Source organism: Nostoc linckia z4 (genome assembly GCF_002608075.1).
GTDB lineage: Bacteria > Cyanobacteriota > Cyanobacteriia > Cyanobacteriales > Nostocaceae > Nostoc > Nostoc linckia.
This window is the reverse complement of record NZ_LAHA01000023.1, coordinates 97429-115184: the sequence shown is the minus strand read 5'-3', so window position 1 is coordinate 115184 and position 17756 is coordinate 97429. Positions and strand designations below refer to the sequence as shown.

Below are 17756 nucleotides of genomic sequence, written 5' to 3'. Positions count from 1 at the left end.
GGCAATGGCAGGAAAAAATATAAAAGTTTTGTTAGTAGAAGACAACCCTGGTGATGTTTTTTTGTTACAGGAGTTTTTAAAGGAAGTTAACACAGTCATAGTTGATTTAATGCCAGTTGAGCGGCTTTCCAAAGCACTCAAGTACTTAGAAACAGAAATTTTTGATGTTATTTTGTTAGACCTTTCCCTACCAGATAGTCAGGGACTAAAAACCTTTGTGACTGCTCACCAACAGGCAAAAGCAACTCCAATCATTGTGCTAACGGGTATAAATGATGAAACCTTAGCAACTAGGGCAATGCAAGAAGGAGCGCAAGATTATTTAGTCAAAGGACAAGTAACTGGTGATTTACTGGTGCGTTCTATGCGTTATGCAATTGAACGTCAACGGGCAGACAACGCATTGCGCCAGAGTGAAGAGCGATTTCGTGTAGCCTTGAAAAATTCTCCGATTTTTGTCTACAACCAAGATCGGGAGTTACGCTACACTTGGGTTTACAATCCCTCCTATGGATTGACGGTAGAGCAAATATTGGGGAAAAAAGACGTAGACATCGTCTCAGCCGGAGATGCTCAAAACCTCACCAATATTAAACTTGCGGTACTCGACACTGGCACAGCAGCACGAAAAGAAGTATCAATTACAACCAAAGAAACCACTCGATATTATGATTTAACAGTGGAGCCATTGCGGAATGAGTCCCAAGAAGTGGTTGGTGTGACTTGCGCCAGCATCGATGTTACCGAACGGCAAACAGCATTGCGCGAACACAAATTAGCCCAGGAAAAAATCAAAGAACAGGCTGCATTACTTGATGTCACAACAGATGCTATTTGCGTGCGAGATTTAGACAATCGGATTTTATTCTGGAACAAAGGCGCAGAAACACTTTACGGTTGGCTGGCGACAGAAGTCAGGGGGAAAAGTGTCAGCGAGGTTTTGTTTAACGAACCTTCACCGGAAATCGAAGCAGCTCTTTTAGAAGTTATTAGTAAAGGTAAATGGCAAGGCGAGTTAACTAAAATTACAAAAACTGGTAAGGAAGTCCTTGTTGCTAGTCGTTGGAGTTTAGTATCTGATGAAGAGGGAAAGCCCAAATCAATTTTGAGCGTTGACACAGATATTACCGAGAAAAAACATTTAGAAGCCCAATTGTTTCGCGCTCAACGTTTGGAAAGCATCGGCACATTAGCTAGTGGCATTGCCCATGACCTAAACAACATTTTGACGCCGATTTTGGCAGGAGCGCAACTATTACCGCTGAAATTTCCCGATGCTGATGAACGAACTCGTCATTTATTGGAGATTTTGGAAATCAACGCTAGACGTGGAGCTGATTTAGTGAAACAGGTGCTATCTTTTGCACGTGGTGTGGAGGGAAAACACATTACTTTGCAACTCAGGCACTTAATTGTAGAACTTGCCAAAATTCTCAAAGAAACATTTCCCAAATCTATAGAAGTTAGCGTTGACATACCGCAGGATTTATGGATGGTTTCTGGAGACAGTACCCAACTGCATCAAGTATTGATGAACCTGTGCGTTAATGCTCGTGATGCTATGCCCAATGGCGGTAATTTGAGAATCTCTGGAGAAAATCTGTTTGTTGACGAAAATTATGCGCGGATGAACCTGGAAGCCAAAGTCGGCCCTTACACAGTGATTACTGTCTGTGATAATGGAGTCGGCATTCCTGGGGAAATCTTAGACAGAATTTTCGAGCCATTTTTTACCACAAAAGATGTCGGACAAGGTACGGGGTTGGGGCTTTCCACCGTGTTGGGAATTATTAAAAGCCACGGGGGTTTTGTCAACGTCTACAGCGAAATCGGAAATGGCACTAGCTTTAAAGTTTACTTACCAGCTGTGGCGGGAATGGAAACACTAACGGTAGAAGATTCGGTTCCTCAAACAGGACATGGAGAGTTGATTTTAGTTGTGGATGATGAAGCGGCCATTCAAGAGATTACTAAATCCTCATTAGAAGCCCACAACTATGAGACCTTAATTGCTAGTGATGGCATTGAAGCGATCGCACTCTACGCTAAAAATATGGACAAAATTAGTGTGGTGTTAATCGATATCATACTGCCTTCCTTGGATGGTTTAACTGTCATCCGTACCTTAAAAAAAATTAACCCACAAGTCAAAATTATTGCCAGTAGCGGATTAATGTCCGATGGTAAACTTAGCGCCGTCACTGACATCGGTGTGAATACGTTTTTATCCAAACCATATACTGTCAAAGAATTACTACTTTCTTTGGAAAAAGTAATTGAATAATGCCCAATGACGGCAGTTGCTCCACTTGGGGAGACCCCAAGACCGCACTGCCTCCCCCATGCCCCATGCCCAGTCACCAGTCAAGGCTTCGACTCCGCTCAGCCTTGACCCTGAGCGAAGTCGAAGGGTCAACACTCAACCACCACAAGTCGTTATGCTTTTTTAACACGCATTCCGCTCAATGGTGATATAGTTAACTGCAATCGGTTCTGATGGGGAGCAGCCATCGGACGCAAGGGGGAAAGTCCGGTGAAAATCCGGCGCTGTCCCGCAACTGTGAACCCAAAATGGATGAGTCAGGATGCCCGCCGGTTAGAATCAATTGGTTTACATAAATCTGCGAGGTACAGATTATGAACAAAAAACGGGCGTTAGTTAGTCTAAGCCTGATGGGATTTATCAGTTTTTATTTGGTAGTTGGTTTAGCCAAACCCGCCTACGCTATGCACATTATGGAAGGTTTTTTACCAGTGCAGTGGGCAGTTTTTTGGTGGGTTGTGGCATTACCGTTTTTTATCTTAGGATTGCGTAGTCTGACTCGCATTACCGAAGCTAACCCGCAATTAAAACTACTACTAGCCTTGGCTGGTGCTTTTGCTTTTGTGCTGTCAGCGTTAAAAATCCCCTCCGTCACGGGTAGCTGTTCTCATCCTACGGGTACGGGGTTAGGTGCGGTGCTGTTTGGCCCCCTGACTATGTCGGTTTTGGGTAGCTTGGTTTTGTTGTTTCAAGCGTTGTTACTGGCGCATGGCGGCTTGACGACGCTGGGAGCAAATGCTTTTTCGATGGCGATCGCTGGGCCATTTGCCGCTTACTGGATATATAATTTGACAATTAAGTTTGGTGGTAAAGACAAAATTGCCATTTTTCTAGCAGCTGCGATCGCAGATTTACTTACCTACGTTATCACTTCTATCCAACTTGCCCTAGCTTTTCCTGCACCTGTTGGTGGATTTATCGCTTCATTTACCAAGTTCGCCGGAATTTTTGCCATCACTCAAGTTCCCTTAGCAATTAGTGAAGGATTACTAACTGTATTGGTGTGGAATTGGCTGCAATCTTATAATCCTCAAGAATTGGAACTATTGCAATTAATCAAACGAGGAAATGGCAATGAATCAGTCTAAAAAAGGGTTAAGTAATTGGGTGTTGGTAGTAGCTGTATTAGCCTTAGCAATTGCACCCTTAATCTTTGTCCGTGATGCAGAATTCGCAGGTGCAGATGGCAAAGCAGAAGAAGCTATAAATGAAATCCAACCTGGATATAAACCTTGGTTTAAATCATTTTTTGAACCCGCTAGCGGAGAAATAGAAAGTTTATTATTTGCTTCCCAAGCAGCTTTAGGTGCTGGAGTAGTCGGTTATGCAATTGGGTTATATAAAGGACGTTCCCAACAACAAAAACGTGAAGAATGAGCCTGCAAATAGATACTTTAGCTTACACTAATCGACTGCGAAGATTGCCACCGGAACATAAACTAATTTTTGCCTTTACTACCCTTGCTATTTCCCTTGCCAGCCATCCATTAGTACAAATTTTAATCGTAATTTGGATGAGTATTTGGACAGTGATTTATGCCAAAATTCCGGCTGGAGTTTATTTTCGATTGTTAATGTTCACCATAGTTTTTTGTTTGACAAGTCTACCGGCTTTGATGGTAAATGGAGTTGCGATTCCTGATTTACAAAGCGTCAAATTTGATTCGTGGTATGGATTAACTTTCGGACACTTCTATATCTATATCAGTCATCGTGGCACTATCCAAGCCTGGGAAATTTTAACTAGAGCATTAGCGTCTGTTTCTTGCTTATATTTTCTCATGCTAACTGTTCCTTTCACGGAAATATTACGAACTCTCCGTTACTTAAGATTTCCAATACTTTTAACCGATTTATTATTACTGATGTATCGGTTTATTTTCATTTTGTTGAACACAGCCAATGAATTGTGGACAGCACAAAATTCTCGTGGTGGCTACCGCACTGTTGCTATTGGGATGAAAAGTTTAGCAATACTCATTGGACAACTGCTACAGCGAACCTTACAACGATATAGTCAGTTTTCTCTGGGACTCGAAGCACGGGGTTTTGTGAGTGAATTTCGAGTTTGGCATCCCCATCGCTATCGTCCTCAATTACGATATATTATCGAAGCCATTTTCGGTTGTGTAGTATTAATAGGATTAGATTTTTGGCGAAATGCAGGAATATTTACTCGAATTTGAGCAGGTATATTACACCTATTCCGGGGCACAACAATCAGCTTTAAATGGTCTAACATTGAAAATTCCATCAGGAAAAAAGTGTGCCTTAATTGGTCAAAATGGTTGTGGGAAAACGACATTATTTTTACTAGCTAATGGTTTATATAAACCTGATTCTGGCATTGTCCGGTGGCGTGGTGAACCTTTAAATTATCATCGAAATTATCTTGGTAAATTAAGGCAAAAAGTCGGATTAATATTTCAAGATCCAGAACAACAATTAGTGGCTTCCACTGTGGAAGAAGATATATCCTACGGTTTGTGTAATTTGGGTTTGCCAGTATCCGAAATTCAACAGCGAGTAGAGCAAGCATTAGTTGAATTTGAATTAACTACTTTAGCAGAAAGACCAGTACATCATCTGAGTTTAGGACAAAAAAAGCGAGTTTCCATAGCAGATGTAATGGTACTACAACCAGAACTGTTAGTGCTGGATGAGCCTACCGCCTATTTAGATATAAAACATACTCGTAATTTGATAGCAACTCTCAAAAAAATTCATCAAAACGGAACTACTTTAATCATGGCGACTCATGATTTAGATTTAGTCTATCGGTGGGCAGATTGGGTTTTTGTAATGGATAAAGGACGATTGATGGTAGAAGGCAAACCCCAAGATGTATTTAGTCAGCGCACACTTTTAGAAGAGTTAGAATTGGGCGTACCATTGATATATGAGATGTTATTTGATGGGTTATCTGGTGAGTCAGGAGTAGTTAGAGAACGAGTGCAACAACGAATATTAGAATTATTTTGGAATTTTTCATAATCCTATAATTAAAGAATGTCAACAAATGAAAAATAATGCTTTTATAAACAATCCAAAAATTTAATTAATTCATACAATGAATGATGAGTATATACTGTCTTATTATTTGTAATTCGCCATACAACTTGTTCTGAGTTTGATATCACTTCTACTAAAATTTGTGTTGGCTTCATGTCTCGAACAACAGAAAAATTTTCACATTGATTAACCCTAAACCCAACTCTTTGTAAAGCGCGAATAGTCCACACAACAGCAATTCCCTTACCAGCTATTAAATTAATTTCGCCTTTGTGGGATGTATGGAGATGAAATTCACCAGAATTAACGTCAAACTCTACGCCTTCACTGTTAAAAGTATCAGCAAATGCACCACTCAAGACTAAATCTTCTGGTGCGCCAACATGTAAAATTCCATTAGTTGTTAATAGCCAAACTTTATCCGCCAGACGCAAAGCTAAATTCAAATCATGGGTGGAAAGGAGAATTGCTTGCTTGGTTTCCCGCGTTAACTGACGTAACAATTGCATAATTTCTACCCGTCGCGGTAAATCTAAAAATGCCGTTGGTTCATCCAATAACATCACCATAGGCGACTGCGCCAAAGCACGCGCAATCATAATTTTTTGACGTTCGCCATCACTGAGTTCGCTAACTTGACGCGAAGCTAAATGTAACGCACCTACAGATTTTATCGCCCAATGTACAATAGCCTCATCTTCTGGTGTCAAATTTCCCCACCAGTTAGTGTAAGGATGTCGTCCCAAACTCACCAGAGTATAGGCTGATAGCATTCCCGCATCAACTTTCTCGGTAAGTACCAAACTCAAACGCTTGGCTAATTCTGGCGGTGCTAACTTGTAGATATCATCCCCCAACAACCGCACCTCACCCTCTATTGGTGGTTGCATTCCGGCAAGCGATCGCACTAATGTAGACTTACCTGCACCATTAGGCCCCAGTAAACACACCAATTCCCCAGCTAAGAGACACACAGAAATATCCCTCGCCACACACCGTACCGCTTTTTGCGACTTATAACCAATACTCAACCCAAGAGTCGTCAACACCCCATCACTCATACAAACCCCAAAAAAAACTCCGCGTACCTCTGCGTTTAAAAAGACTTACCAGAACTACGGCGCAAAATCACCCAACTAACCACAGGAGTTCCAATTAAAGCCGTAATTGCATTTAAAGGTAAAACCATCTGACTCACCGCCAATTGAGAAAACAAATCTGCCACCAAAGCTAAAGTTGCTCCCAAAATCATCACACTAGGGATTAAAATTCGATGGTCAGAAGTCATAAACAGACTGCGACACAAATGAGGAATAGCCACACCTAGAAATGCTATAGGGCCACAAAAAGCCGTAATTGCCCCTGCTAATATAGATGCACTAGTAATAATTGAAAATCTGGTTTTCTGCACCGTTAAACCTAAACTACGCGCATAAGCTTCACCAAGTAAAAGTGCATTCAAAGATTTTGATTGCAACACTGCTATCAATAAACTTAAAACTATCACTGGAATTAACACAATTAACTGTTTCCAAGTCACTCCAGCGAAGCTACCAAAAGTCCACATAATATAACTTTGAATTCGTTCTTTAGAACTAAATTGCAACAAAATACTCACAATTCCACTAGTAGCATAGCCAAACAATAACCCTAAAATTAACAGCGTCATCGTCTCTTGGACTCGACGGGAAACCACTAACATCACACCTAAAACTGATGCTGCACCAAGGCTAGCTGCTATCACCAACCCAAAATCTGTAATGATTCCCAAATCATTTAATAAAGTTGGTGTAGTTACACTTGCAGTTAGTACCACCAAAGCTACACCTAAACTTGCGCCAGAACTAATTCCTAACACAAAAGGCCCAGCCAAGGGATTTTTAAACAGAGTTTGCATTTGCAAACCACTCACACCCAAAGCCGCACCCGCCAAAGTAGCAGTCAAAGCTTTTGGAAGTCTAAATTTGAGAATAATATTACTCCATGTGACTTTTTCAACTTCTTGTCCCAATAAAATTTGCATCACTTCCTGCATAGGAATAGCAACTGAACCAAAAGCCAAATCTAGTAAAAACGCGAAGATAAAAGCTATAATTAACAATAAAAAAGCTAAGGTTTTAATAAAATTAGCAGTAAAATATTTTTTTAATAACATTATTTAATAATTTTTCGGTAGTAAAATAGCCGATGATGCGGTAATATTTCTGGATGTAAAATTTTAATTAAATCAGCAAGAACGATATCAGGGTTACTGATTCCCCCTTCCCAGTAATCATTACCACCATTGGCATTCACACGCGCATTGTTATTATAAAGATTGCCTGTTTTCACACTTTTAAAATCACCATAGCGACTATCTTCAGCTATCACGTCCTGTAAACTCTGCCAAGATTGGCTAAAATTTAACCAATAATCAGCGTTAGCTGCGCGTTCTAAAACTACTTCAAAAGAAAGTGGGAGACTACCAGCAGATTTATTATCACTCCAAAGATAGTTACCTCCAGCATCAGCTAAATATTTGGCTACATAACTGTTACCAGCAGGCATAAACCAAGTACCTTTAAAGTTAAAACCAACAAATACAGTGGGAGGATTTTTGACAGATTTAGCTTTTTCAGCTATTAGTGCATATCTACTCGCAATTTCATTAAATATTTTTTCTGCTTGTCCTTCTTGATTAAAAAACAAAGCTGTAAATTTCAACCATTCACTTCTCCCCAAAGGAGAATCTTCCATATACTCAGCATTTATCGCTACTTTCAAACCCGCCTCTGAGAGTTTGCTATAACTATCAGTTTGAGAATTTCCTGTACCGAAGGTTGTCACTAAGTCGGGATTTAATTCTAATAATTTTTCTATATCTACATTAGAATTATTTCCTACTTGTATTATTTTTCCGGCTTTAATTCTCTCCACTACATCAGGATTATTGACTTGACTGCTATTACTAATTCCAACTAGCTTGTTAACTACACCTAATTTAGCTAGGTGTGGTAAATGTGTAGTTGATAGAGAAACTATAGAGTTAATGGGAATTGTAATTACCTGTGCTTGATTAAATCCTTTCGGTGTGGGAGTTCCGCATTGAACTAAAAGATATTGAAACTGGGTTTTAGCATTTTGCCAAGGATTTTTAATGGTAACTATTTTGTAGTTATTATGATATTCTACAGCCAACCCTGTGGCATGAGTGATTTTGATTTTGTTGGGAAAGTAATCTTGCTTGGGGTTATAGTTTTGAATGCAGGTGTTAGTTGATGTGTGAATTGTGGTGTTATGACAGGCGATGATGAGGGTGGTGATGAGGAATAATTGACAGAGAAAAATGATTGGTTTTTGGTGTGGGAGTTTTAACATTTTATCTCACGGAGAGGCGCAGAGGCGCAGAGAGTTAGGGGGAGATTAAGGGGTTTGGGGTGGGTAGAGGTTTGGAGTGATTTTGTTACCTTTGACTAGGTGTTCGTTAACAATGTTTTCTGCAACATTGGGGTTAACGCGAGTGTACCAAGTTCTATCATTGGAATAAAAGACAACTGGCCCTAGTTGACAGACTTCTAGACAGCCAGATGTTCTGACTTCGATGTCTAAACCTGTATTTTCTACAGCTGATTTTAGTGCATCAAATGTTGGTTGCCATTTCCGGGAAGGAAGACAGCGAGTAGAAGTACAAACGGAAATATAGGAATGTTTGAGAGGATTTTTAGTAAAGGGTATGGGTTGTTTACCTAATACATAAATATCTCTTAAATCTTCATAAAGTACTAACTTTGCTAAATTTGGTTTACCCTCCGGTAATAAATTTTCTCCATCTACTAAAGGGTTAGGTAATAAAATTGTCATCAATTGCTCATTAGCACCATTCCAAAACTGAATTCCCCAACTTCTAGGACTTTCTTGTGCATTAAATCGCCGATAAAAAGCCGCACGACTAACTAAACGCTGTTTCCTCACTTCCACAGGAGTCTTACACAAAGGGCCGCCAAAATTAGTATCAATACACAAGTGCAAATGCCAACCTTCAGCCGCCACCGTCAAATAGCCATCATAGAGAATACAAAGCTTTGGCGGTGCATGAAATTCCAATTCTAAGACGCTACCTTGAACAATATGACCAACACCAACCTGCTGCCAATTCTGTTCAAATAAAGTATATAGTAATGACGCTATAACATCACTCTTACAATCAAAATATTCATATTCAACAAACCCTCCCGTCGCTAAATCTTCCCGCACCACCTCATTAACTGGTGTCACCCAACAATTAAACTGACTCATTTCTAAATCTCCTTTGCGTCTTTGCTTGAGACAATTCTTTTTCTTAAAACCTAGAACTCAACCCCACCTGAAAAACTCTACCTCCATCAGGAAACCCAGGAAACAACTGATAACGCTGGTTAAATAAATTATCTAAGCTACCAGTTAAAATTAAATTATCACTAATCGGTACACGCATTTTGAAATCAAAAGTAGTGTAACCAGGTAAAAACTCTGTATTAGTATTATTAGTGGGATATCCATTTAAAGAATTCATCAACACACCAAAATACCAACCTTGAGGATTTTCATAAGACACACCTAAATTTAATTTATCCGCACCTGCAAACCGTAACTCCTTATCAATTTCTGTAGAGTTAGCACTTTCTAAAATACGCGGATCGTTAGCTGTGTAGTTAACAAAAGCATAGAAATTCCTTGCTAATTGTAAGTTTAATGAAGCTTCAATTCCTGTAGTTTGTACTAACCCGATATTTTCCCAAGTTCCTGTATTTCCATTCACAGGCGGAATTAAAGTTTTAAAGGCAATTGTATCGGAAATTGTATTACTAAAAAATGTCAGCCTCAACAAGCCAATATTACCTAATTTTTGGTCAATACCCACATCAAAACTATCACCTTTTTCTGGCTTGAGATCGGGATTGCCAATATTAGTAGGATTATTGTTAAATAAATTGGCGATCGCGGGAGCGCGGAAATTTTTGATATAATTCGCTCTGAGTGTAGTTGTATTGGAAACCGCTAGTTTTGCTCCTACCGACGGTGAGGTAAATGAACCATTGACTAAGCTACTAAAATCTTGTCTAACTCCTAAATTCACACTCAAACTAGGAGAAAAATTAATTTCATATTTACCAAAAATTGCCCCCTGACCTACGGCATCATCATAATTTTCTCTGCTGATATTTGTACTATAACTAAATGTGGTGTTGCGTACATTGGTATTTCGATAATCAAAGCCATAAACTAAAGTCTGATTTTTGCCAACATTCCAATTATGGGTGAGTTGAATACCATAGGAATCTTGTTTTGTATCAAAGCGGTTTTGAGAGATAATTGCCCCGCTACGGTTATCAAAACGAGTGTTGAGAAAATCAGCGTAAACCCTAGCTGTTAACAGCGAATCATTGCCGTTGCCTAATTGAGAATTCCAAGTTAAATCCGTGAAAACTTGGTCTGTGTATTTGCGATTATTGTCTGTGAGAGAGTTAAAAAATCCCTGTCCAAATTGCGGTAAAGGAATGGGTACGCCTCCTGGTACTCCCTGTTCTTTACCTAAATATAAAGTTGAGAGACTTAAGGTATTACGTTTTCCTAAATTAGCTTCTACTTTGACATTAAAATTGTTGTAGAGTGCATCATTATTTGTTCTCGTTCCTTGAAAGTTAGCTTCAGGAATAGCAAAAGGATAATTATTTTGTGCTTGGGTACGGTTATAACCAACTATCCAAGATATATCACCAGATTTACCACTATTTTGAATACTTTGTTGGTTGAGTCCATAAGCACCAATGTTGACTTTGGTTTCTGTGGTGATTTTCTCTGTGGGACGACGAGTCACAATATTAATTACCCCTCCGATTGCATCTGAACCATAAAGTGTTGAACCGCCTCCGGGTAAAACTTCGACTCTTTCAATATTGTTAGTGGTAAATTCTGCAAGGTCAAAACCACCACCACCAAGATTATTAATTGGTCTGCCATCCAATAAGATTAATACTTGACCGGTATTAGAACCGCGAATAAATTGACCGCTTAAAGCATTTACTTCTGTCCCAACCGTACCGTCACCCAAGATACCAGGGAGAAATCGCAGTGCTTCTCTGACTGTTTTTACACCCTGCGCTTCCATTTCTTCATTAGTGATGACATACACCGGACGAGTGGAATCTTTTACTGTCCCTTCCCGACGAAAGGGTGAATACACAGGTTCATTGAGTAGTTTGTAAATAACTGTGAGTTCAATATCTGGTTCTTTTTCTTGTGCTTGGGCTATTGATTGATTCAATGTCTTTTTTGGTGTTTTGGCTGAACCACCAGATGTGGGTGTAACTTCTGTGGCGATGATGCTGGAATTTTCCCATAACATCCCTACAGTGATGGCCAAACTAGAAACGATAAGTTGAGTTCCCCATCTGGCAATAAATTCAGTACGCATAAACATTGGTATTTAAGTCACCTGTATAACTAAAAGTTGGTTGCAAGCAAATATTTGAGCTTTTTCGGGAAAAACTCTCAGCCAGGAGGAAAATATTGAAGAAGAATACAGAATTCAGAATTCAGAATTCAGAATCAAGACGCTCTCTACGAGACGCTACGCGTAGCTTGCTTCCCCGTAGGGGTACGCGGACACGGCTTAGCTGCGCTATCAGTGGGGGATTCCGACCCGCCATTGATTGTTCGCGTAGCGTCTCCCCTTGGGAGAAGACCACCAAATTGAAAATTTGGTGGGGGTCTTAAACCCACTTATTCAGACGCTCGCGGACACGGCTTAGCTGCGCTATCCGCCAGTCGTACAAAATTCATTCTGAATTCTGACTCCTGACTCCTGAATTCTGTTTTAATAATGATTATTATTATCATTACTAGAGTGCTATTTACAAGCTAGTTCCCAAATTTCTAGTCGGGACTTTAGGGACTTGCAAGTAAAAAAATATTCCACAGAAGACTGTTGACGGTTGACAGTCAGCAGTCAGCAGTCAACAACCCCAAGCGCAATAATTGATTTTTTGGAGTTATATCATGTCCGGTAAATTACTTGTGATATGTCATTGCGAGTGCAACGAAGTGGAACGACGCAATCGCAAGGATTCTGCGATTACTTCACTTCGCTATCGCTACGTACCCTGCGGGAACGCCAAGGGCGAACGTAATGACAAGCATTTAGCCGGACTTGATATTACCTTAGTGTTGAGAGTGTTGAGGACTAAAGTCCTGACTAGGAACTTGATGGACTACTGGTAATCAGTTAACAGCAATCTATGTTTAATTTTCCCCACTTACTTGGGGGTGGGATTTTTGCTAAGATACCTTTTTTTAAAGGTGCTGGACGTTCTGACCAAGGAAGTAAACCATTAGGATTGTCATAGTATTGAGTGGCACATTGCAGTATGGCGGATGCGCTATCATTAACTGCTAAATTCCCAAAAAGATAGGTGAATTTTTCTTCTCCTTGCAAGGCGATAACGCAAGCATGGTTGCAAGCACTCATACATTCAACTCCTTGAATGAAGAATTGATTTTGCAATTCCCAATCTTGTGCAAGTTGTTGGAGTTGTTGTAATAATTGCTGTCCGCCACTCTCACCAACAGGTTTGCCATCTTGCCATACACTGGCGCAGGTTGTACAGACAAATAGAGTATGTTGTTTTTTGTTCATTAATTTTCAAGCCTTGGGGATTGATACGACGAATTAGCCTCACGCGTACTGCAAGCGGGAGACTCCTAACTTGCAATGTAGGCGCAAAGCTAGCTATGGCTGGGGATAACGTAAATATGCAAAAGTCGGAGTAAGATACCACTGAGTTTTCAGCGTTGTATCTATAACCTTCTGCCGAAATATTGATATGTGCAGAAAATTTTTACAATCTCATAAAAATTTGCAGCGCGTAATCTATGTCTGAGACTGTGAGACAGTAATCTTGATTAATAGAAAGAGTATTGATGAGATTATTCACCTGTACCTCGCAGATGGGAGTTTATAGAACTTTCGGCGGGCATTCTGACTTTGAAGCATAAGCTTCATTACAGCTGCGGGACAGCGCCGGATTTACACCGGACTTTCCCCGTTACCTCTGATGGCTGATCCCCACCAGAACCGAATTGGTATTAGGTAGATATTACCACAGCAATAAGCTAAATTGCAGCTGCTATTTAAAACGTAAAGTAATCTACAGTGTATTCAAGACTGCTCGCTTTGTGCATTTTCAACTCGGAATTTGGTTTTAGGAAAAGGTTAAAGGTTTTTTCTTTCCCCTTTTCCCCAAAACCCGACAAGTATTGACAGTGTATTAAAATCAGCAGAGGTTAGGGCGATCGCGGTTCGTGCAGGCACAACTCAGGTGAACCTATCCCATTAACAAATTATTTTAAATTGCGATAAGTAAGGTGAGGTTGTGCGGAAAAAACAGCTCAGGAATAAGTAAGCGATCGCCCTTCTGCTTTATACTACAATCAATGCCCAATAAATTTTGAGTGAGGAGTACTAGGTATTGGGAGGAATTGAGGACGGGGATTTGAAAGAGCAGTATTCCTGGCACTAGTAGTTCGCTTTCGTGACTTAGCTCTTTAAAGGGGAAAGGGGAAAGGGGAAAGGTTTTACATCCCTCACAAGCGCATTTTTGGGTTGCCAGACTACTATTGTATTAATTTTGCTAAGTAAATTAATTTTTCAATTGTTCCCAATGCTACAACGCCCATTCCTCCTGGACTCCAGCGTAACAAATCGGCAAATCCTGGGCGCTAGTCATTGAAAACCAACTTTTTCGTGAAATATTCAAGCATTACTCCTGGTTTTAGGTGCATCTATGAAAAAATTAATTAAAGGTTTGCGCGAATTTAAAAGTAGTTACTTTCCCGCTAACGAAGAACTATTTGAACAACTTTCTCACGGTCAAAAGCCGAGAGTACTATTTATTACTTGTTCTGATTCGCGCATCGATCCCAACTTGATTACACAAGCTGGATTAGGAGAGTTATTTGTTATTCGCAATGCAGGCAACATTATTCCACCATATGGTGCGACTAATGGCGGTGAAGGAGCAACAATTGAATATGCTATTCAAGCCTTAGATATTCAACAAATTATTATCTGTGGTCACTCGCATTGTGGTGCGATGAAAGGCTTAATGAAATTAGACAGCTTGCGGGTAGAAATGCCCCTTGTACATGACTGGCTCAAGTATGCAGAGGCAACGCGACGATTAGTAAAAGACAATTACAGCAACTACGAAGGCGAAGATCTCTTAGAAATAATTATTGCTGAAAATGTGCTCACCCAAATCGAAAATTTACGCACTTATCCAGTGATTCGCTCCAAACTCCACCAAGGACAAATAAGTATTTATGCTTGGATTTATCAAATCGAGACAGGAGAAGTTTTAACATACGACGCACAAAAGCACGCTTATGTCTTGCTGCTGAATCAGCCTTCTCCATCACAGATAGATGAGAGGTTATCTAGCCCACCTTTTACCAGCAATGGTGAAAGACCTTTCACTAAAAATCAACAACAGGCATTTCAATCTTTTCACAAACCACCAATTTCTACAGATACAGGGTTTCCAATGACAGTACTTTCGCCAGAACAAATGGAGCGAATTTATCGAGGCTCCACAACAAAGTAAAAAGATATAGCAATCCTATTTCAGCTGTGAATAATATCGGTGTTGACTGTTGGCTGTTGAGTGTTGACTGGGTGAAAAGTTTTGTTGTGTCTAAGTTTTATCGTCTGTTAATGTCCTAACCGCGTTGGCTATTGCCATAACAGCTACGCTAGTGTAGCTGTTATGCTTTTTTAGCGTGAATTGGCTTACTTATATCATGTCCGCTTAATTACTTATTAAATCCCAAGAACCCCACCCCGCCAAAGCTACGCTTTGTCTCCCCTCCCCGCAAGCGGGGAGGGGTTGGGGGTGGGGTGCAATGACTTTGGGAATCATAACTAATTATTTGGACATGATATTACACATAAAATGGCTGAATTTTCCCGACTTTCCTCTTTTTTTCATCTTCTGCCTTCTGCCTGCTATCTCCTGCGTTCTGCGATGTTACACCCAGCAGCGACTTGATATAAAGATTGAATTGTGAGTCCGTCACTGGGGTATTCCACTACAGCAAAATTACATGTTACCTGAAAGCGATCGCCATCCACAGCTGTGAATATTTGCTGGCGTAAGGTACTTAAAATTTCACTCAAACGATGATTGATTTCTGGTTTTGTTAATCCAGAAATTCCCACTACAAAATCTCCATTACCCCAATAACCTAACACTTCTCCACTGCAAAATGCTGATTGAAATAAACGACTCCATCTTTGTAATACTTGGTTACCAAGTTCGTGACCATATTTAATATTAATTTGACGTAAATCATTCACACTCAAAATTGCCAAACAAAGAGATTGCTGATTTTTCTGGGCTTGAGTAATCAGGTGTTCCAAATTGCGGCGAGACTGGAATTGATTTGTTAGTCCAGTTAAAGAATCTTTTGTAGAAAGAGATTGAAGTAAACGACTACGTTCTAAACGGTGGGTAATACGTGCCAATAATTCCGCCCCAACAACCGGTTTAATTACATAATCATCTCCTCCCACAGCAAACACTTGCTGTACAATTTTGATTTCTCGATGAGCAGTAAGAAACACAATCGGTAATTCTTGCCATTGGGGATCGGTACGAACTGCTTGGCAAAGCTCAATACCATTGATTTGGGGCATATCTACATCTAAAATCAACAAATCTGGTGTAGTGGATTGCAGTACCTCCCAAAAACGCAGGGGATTGTCCAATGCTGTCATCCGCATACCCCAAGGCTCCAACATGGGGCGCAGTGCTGCTAAAATCAACGGATCGTCATCTACTGCCAATACATTAATCCGTAAAGAGCGAGTACGTTGTAATAGCTGAGACGAAACATTCCACACCTGAGCAGCTGTTACAGGTTTGGCTAAAAAACCCCGCGCCCCAGACTGAGCAAAAGTTACGCGTTCCACTAAATCATCATTCCCAGCCAGCACCAGTACGGGTACTGGTGGAGTACGAGTTGCTAATTCTGATAGTAGTGCTAAACTTTCTTGACGCCGTCCTACTTCATCTACATTTAGTACTACTAAATCTGGGGATGTGGTTTGCAAAAAGTTTTTTGCATGTTCTAAGTTTGTAATTTGTTGCCAACACATTCCCATGCATTCAACGAGTTGTTGCAACTGAGAACCGAGTTGGAGATTGGGGTCAATTAATATTAGTTGATTACAAATTTCTTGGGCGATGGGCGTAGTAGTTTGATTATCTACTTTTTGCGCCATTTGATTAATTATTTTGCCCAAATTTTCAATTAGCGAGAGTAATTGCAACTTTTCATTTGAACACAAATTGCCATCTTTTCCTAAAATTTGTTCGATTTCCCGCGCTATTTGAGTGCCATTGTCTTGTTCAAACATCCCCAAGACACCAGCTAATTTGTGCGCCTCTCGTTCTGCGGATTTGTATAACTGGGCATTGGGCATTGATTTGTGAGCAAGTGCGGCTGCTAATTCTTCCAGTACCGCCAACCGTTGCATCATCAATCCTTCATATTGTTTCCACAAACCACCCATTGCTTGCTGAAACTGCTCCTCAACTTGAGGACTTGCAACTTGCGATTTCTGCTCCTTAGTTTCTGTTAAGAGTTCCTTGTTCCCTGTTCCCCCGACTTTCAAGCGATATCCCAAACCATAAACGTTTTCAATCCAATCTACTGCTCCGGCTGCTTTTAACTTTTGTCGTAAGTATTTGATGTGTGATTTTACGGTTTCCTCTTGGGGTGGGTCGTCAAAAGTCCACAAATGCTCAATAATATCTCCACGACTAAAAACACGCGAAGGATTCCTCAGAAATAACTCCAGTAAACTGTATTCTTTGGCGGTTAATTCTATGAGTTTGTTGTGATAAGTGACTTCGCAACTACTAGGATCTAGTTGTAATCCGCCTACTTCTAGTATCGGGGTAATGGGGCGATCGCTTCGACGTAACAGCGCCCGTATCCTGGCTTGCAGTTCCCCCAAATCCAAAGGCTTGATGAGATAATCGTCCGCACCTGCATCAAGTCCCTGAATTCGTTCTCTAGTACCATCTTTGGCTGTCATCAACAAAATTGGAGTAAAACACCCACCGGAACGTAATCGCTGACACAATGTAATTCCGTCCAGTTTCGGCAATCCTACATCTATGAGCAGCAGATCGTAATTGGCATTTTGGGTGTATTCCCACCCCATTTGCCCGTCTTGCGCCACATCGACAACATAGTGTTGTTTAGTCAGAGACTTCAACAAGACACTTGCTAAAACTTCTTCATCTTCGATTAGCAAGATTCTCATCGCACCTGCCCAATATATAACTTGCTACCTTCCCCAAAAAAGATAGTAGACTAAATAGTTAATTTTCTACAA

General features: G+C 40.4%; 15 protein-coding genes and 2 riboswitches. Of the genes, 8 read left to right on the top strand and 7 right to left on the bottom strand.

Translation table 11 applies throughout. The features are described 5' to 3' along the window. Positions 1-4: 4 nt before the first annotated feature. From VF06_RS18915 to VF06_RS18895, 6 genes are all read left to right on the top strand, one after another. Complete coding sequence (locus VF06_RS18915) at positions 5-2284, top strand: hybrid sensor histidine kinase/response regulator (RefSeq protein ID WP_099068786.1); 2280 nt, start codon at positions 5-7, stop codon at positions 2282-2284. 25 nt (positions 2285-2309) lie between these two features. Further along, complete coding sequence (locus VF06_RS40975; RefSeq protein ID WP_180267344.1) at positions 2310-2450, top strand: hypothetical protein; 141 nt, start codon at positions 2310-2312, stop codon at positions 2448-2450. Between the two features lie 21 nt (positions 2451-2471). Then, positions 2472-2611: riboswitch (cobalamin riboswitch) on the top strand. Between the two features lie 26 nt (positions 2612-2637). Next, positions 2638-3411: an energy-coupling factor ABC transporter permease gene (locus VF06_RS18910; RefSeq protein WP_099068738.1), complete on the top strand. Its 774-nt coding sequence runs from the start codon at positions 2638-2640 to the stop codon at positions 3409-3411. Beyond that, on the top strand, positions 3398-3700 hold the full coding sequence (locus VF06_RS18905; RefSeq protein WP_099068737.1) for an energy-coupling factor ABC transporter substrate-binding protein: 303 nt from the start codon (positions 3398-3400) through the stop codon (positions 3698-3700). The genes VF06_RS18910 and VF06_RS18905 overlap by 14 nt, the downstream gene beginning before the upstream one ends. Further along, positions 3697-4509 (top strand): cobalt ECF transporter T component CbiQ, encoded by an 813-nt coding sequence (gene cbiQ / locus VF06_RS18900; RefSeq protein WP_099068736.1) that lies wholly within the window; start codon positions 3697-3699, stop codon positions 4507-4509. The genes VF06_RS18905 and cbiQ overlap by 4 nt, the downstream gene beginning before the upstream one ends. Beyond that, positions 4484-5317, top strand: coding sequence for an energy-coupling factor ABC transporter ATP-binding protein (locus tag VF06_RS18895; protein ID WP_099068735.1), 834 nt, complete (start codon positions 4484-4486; stop codon positions 5315-5317). The genes cbiQ and VF06_RS18895 overlap by 26 nt, the downstream gene beginning before the upstream one ends. A 41-nt stretch (positions 5318-5358) precedes the next feature. On the opposite strand, the gene VF06_RS18890 is transcribed toward VF06_RS18895, so the two are convergent. From VF06_RS18890 to VF06_RS18870, 5 genes are read right to left on the bottom strand one after another with little or no spacing between them, the layout of a single operon-like run. Then, positions 5359-6396 (bottom strand): ABC transporter ATP-binding protein, encoded by a 1038-nt coding sequence (locus VF06_RS18890; RefSeq protein ID WP_099068734.1) that lies wholly within the window; start codon positions 6394-6396, stop codon positions 5359-5361. 35 nt (positions 6397-6431) lie between these two features. Further along, a complete protein-coding gene (locus VF06_RS18885) occupies positions 6432-7490 on the bottom strand; it encodes an iron chelate uptake ABC transporter family permease subunit (RefSeq protein ID WP_099068733.1) in 1059 nt (352 codons plus the stop codon). After that, the gene (locus VF06_RS18880) at positions 7490-8692 is read right to left on the bottom strand and encodes an ABC transporter substrate-binding protein (RefSeq protein WP_099068732.1); all 1203 of its coding nucleotides are present in this window, start codon (positions 8690-8692) and stop codon (positions 7490-7492) included. Before VF06_RS18880 ends, VF06_RS18885 begins: the two co-directional genes overlap by 1 nt. 45 nt (positions 8693-8737) lie before the next feature. Beyond that, the gene (locus tag VF06_RS18875) at positions 8738-9610 is read right to left on the bottom strand and encodes a (2Fe-2S) ferredoxin domain-containing protein (protein WP_099068731.1); all 873 of its coding nucleotides are present in this window, start codon (positions 9608-9610) and stop codon (positions 8738-8740) included. Between the two features lie 43 nt (positions 9611-9653). Continuing rightward, complete coding sequence (locus tag VF06_RS18870; protein WP_099068785.1) at positions 9654-11768, bottom strand: TonB-dependent receptor plug domain-containing protein; 2115 nt, start codon at positions 11766-11768, stop codon at positions 9654-9656. A gap of 584 nt (positions 11769-12352) precedes the next feature. On the opposite strand from VF06_RS18870, the gene VF06_RS39315 reads away from it, so the two are divergent. Beyond that, complete coding sequence (locus VF06_RS39315) at positions 12353-12574, top strand: hypothetical protein (protein WP_143861847.1); 222 nt, start codon at positions 12353-12355, stop codon at positions 12572-12574. 4 nt (positions 12575-12578) lie between these two features. On the opposite strand, the gene VF06_RS18865 is transcribed toward VF06_RS39315, so the two are convergent. Further along, positions 12579-12989 carry a DUF1636 family protein gene (locus tag VF06_RS18865; protein WP_099072860.1) on the bottom strand — a complete coding sequence of 137 codons (411 nt, stop codon included), beginning with the start codon at positions 12987-12989 and terminating at the stop codon, positions 12579-12581. 314 nt (positions 12990-13303) lie between these two features. Further along, positions 13304-13447, bottom strand: a riboswitch (cobalamin riboswitch). Between the two features lie 689 nt (positions 13448-14136). Between VF06_RS18865 and VF06_RS18860 the strand changes: the two genes are divergently transcribed. Next, positions 14137-14955: a carbonic anhydrase gene (locus VF06_RS18860; RefSeq protein ID WP_099072859.1), complete on the top strand. Its 819-nt coding sequence runs from the start codon at positions 14137-14139 to the stop codon at positions 14953-14955. A gap of 401 nt (positions 14956-15356) precedes the next feature. Here the strand turns inward: VF06_RS18860 and VF06_RS18855 are convergent, their stop codons facing one another. Next, positions 15357-17684 (bottom strand): response regulator, encoded by a 2328-nt coding sequence (locus VF06_RS18855; protein ID WP_099072858.1) that lies wholly within the window; start codon positions 17682-17684, stop codon positions 15357-15359. Positions 17685-17756: the final 72 nt, after the last annotated feature.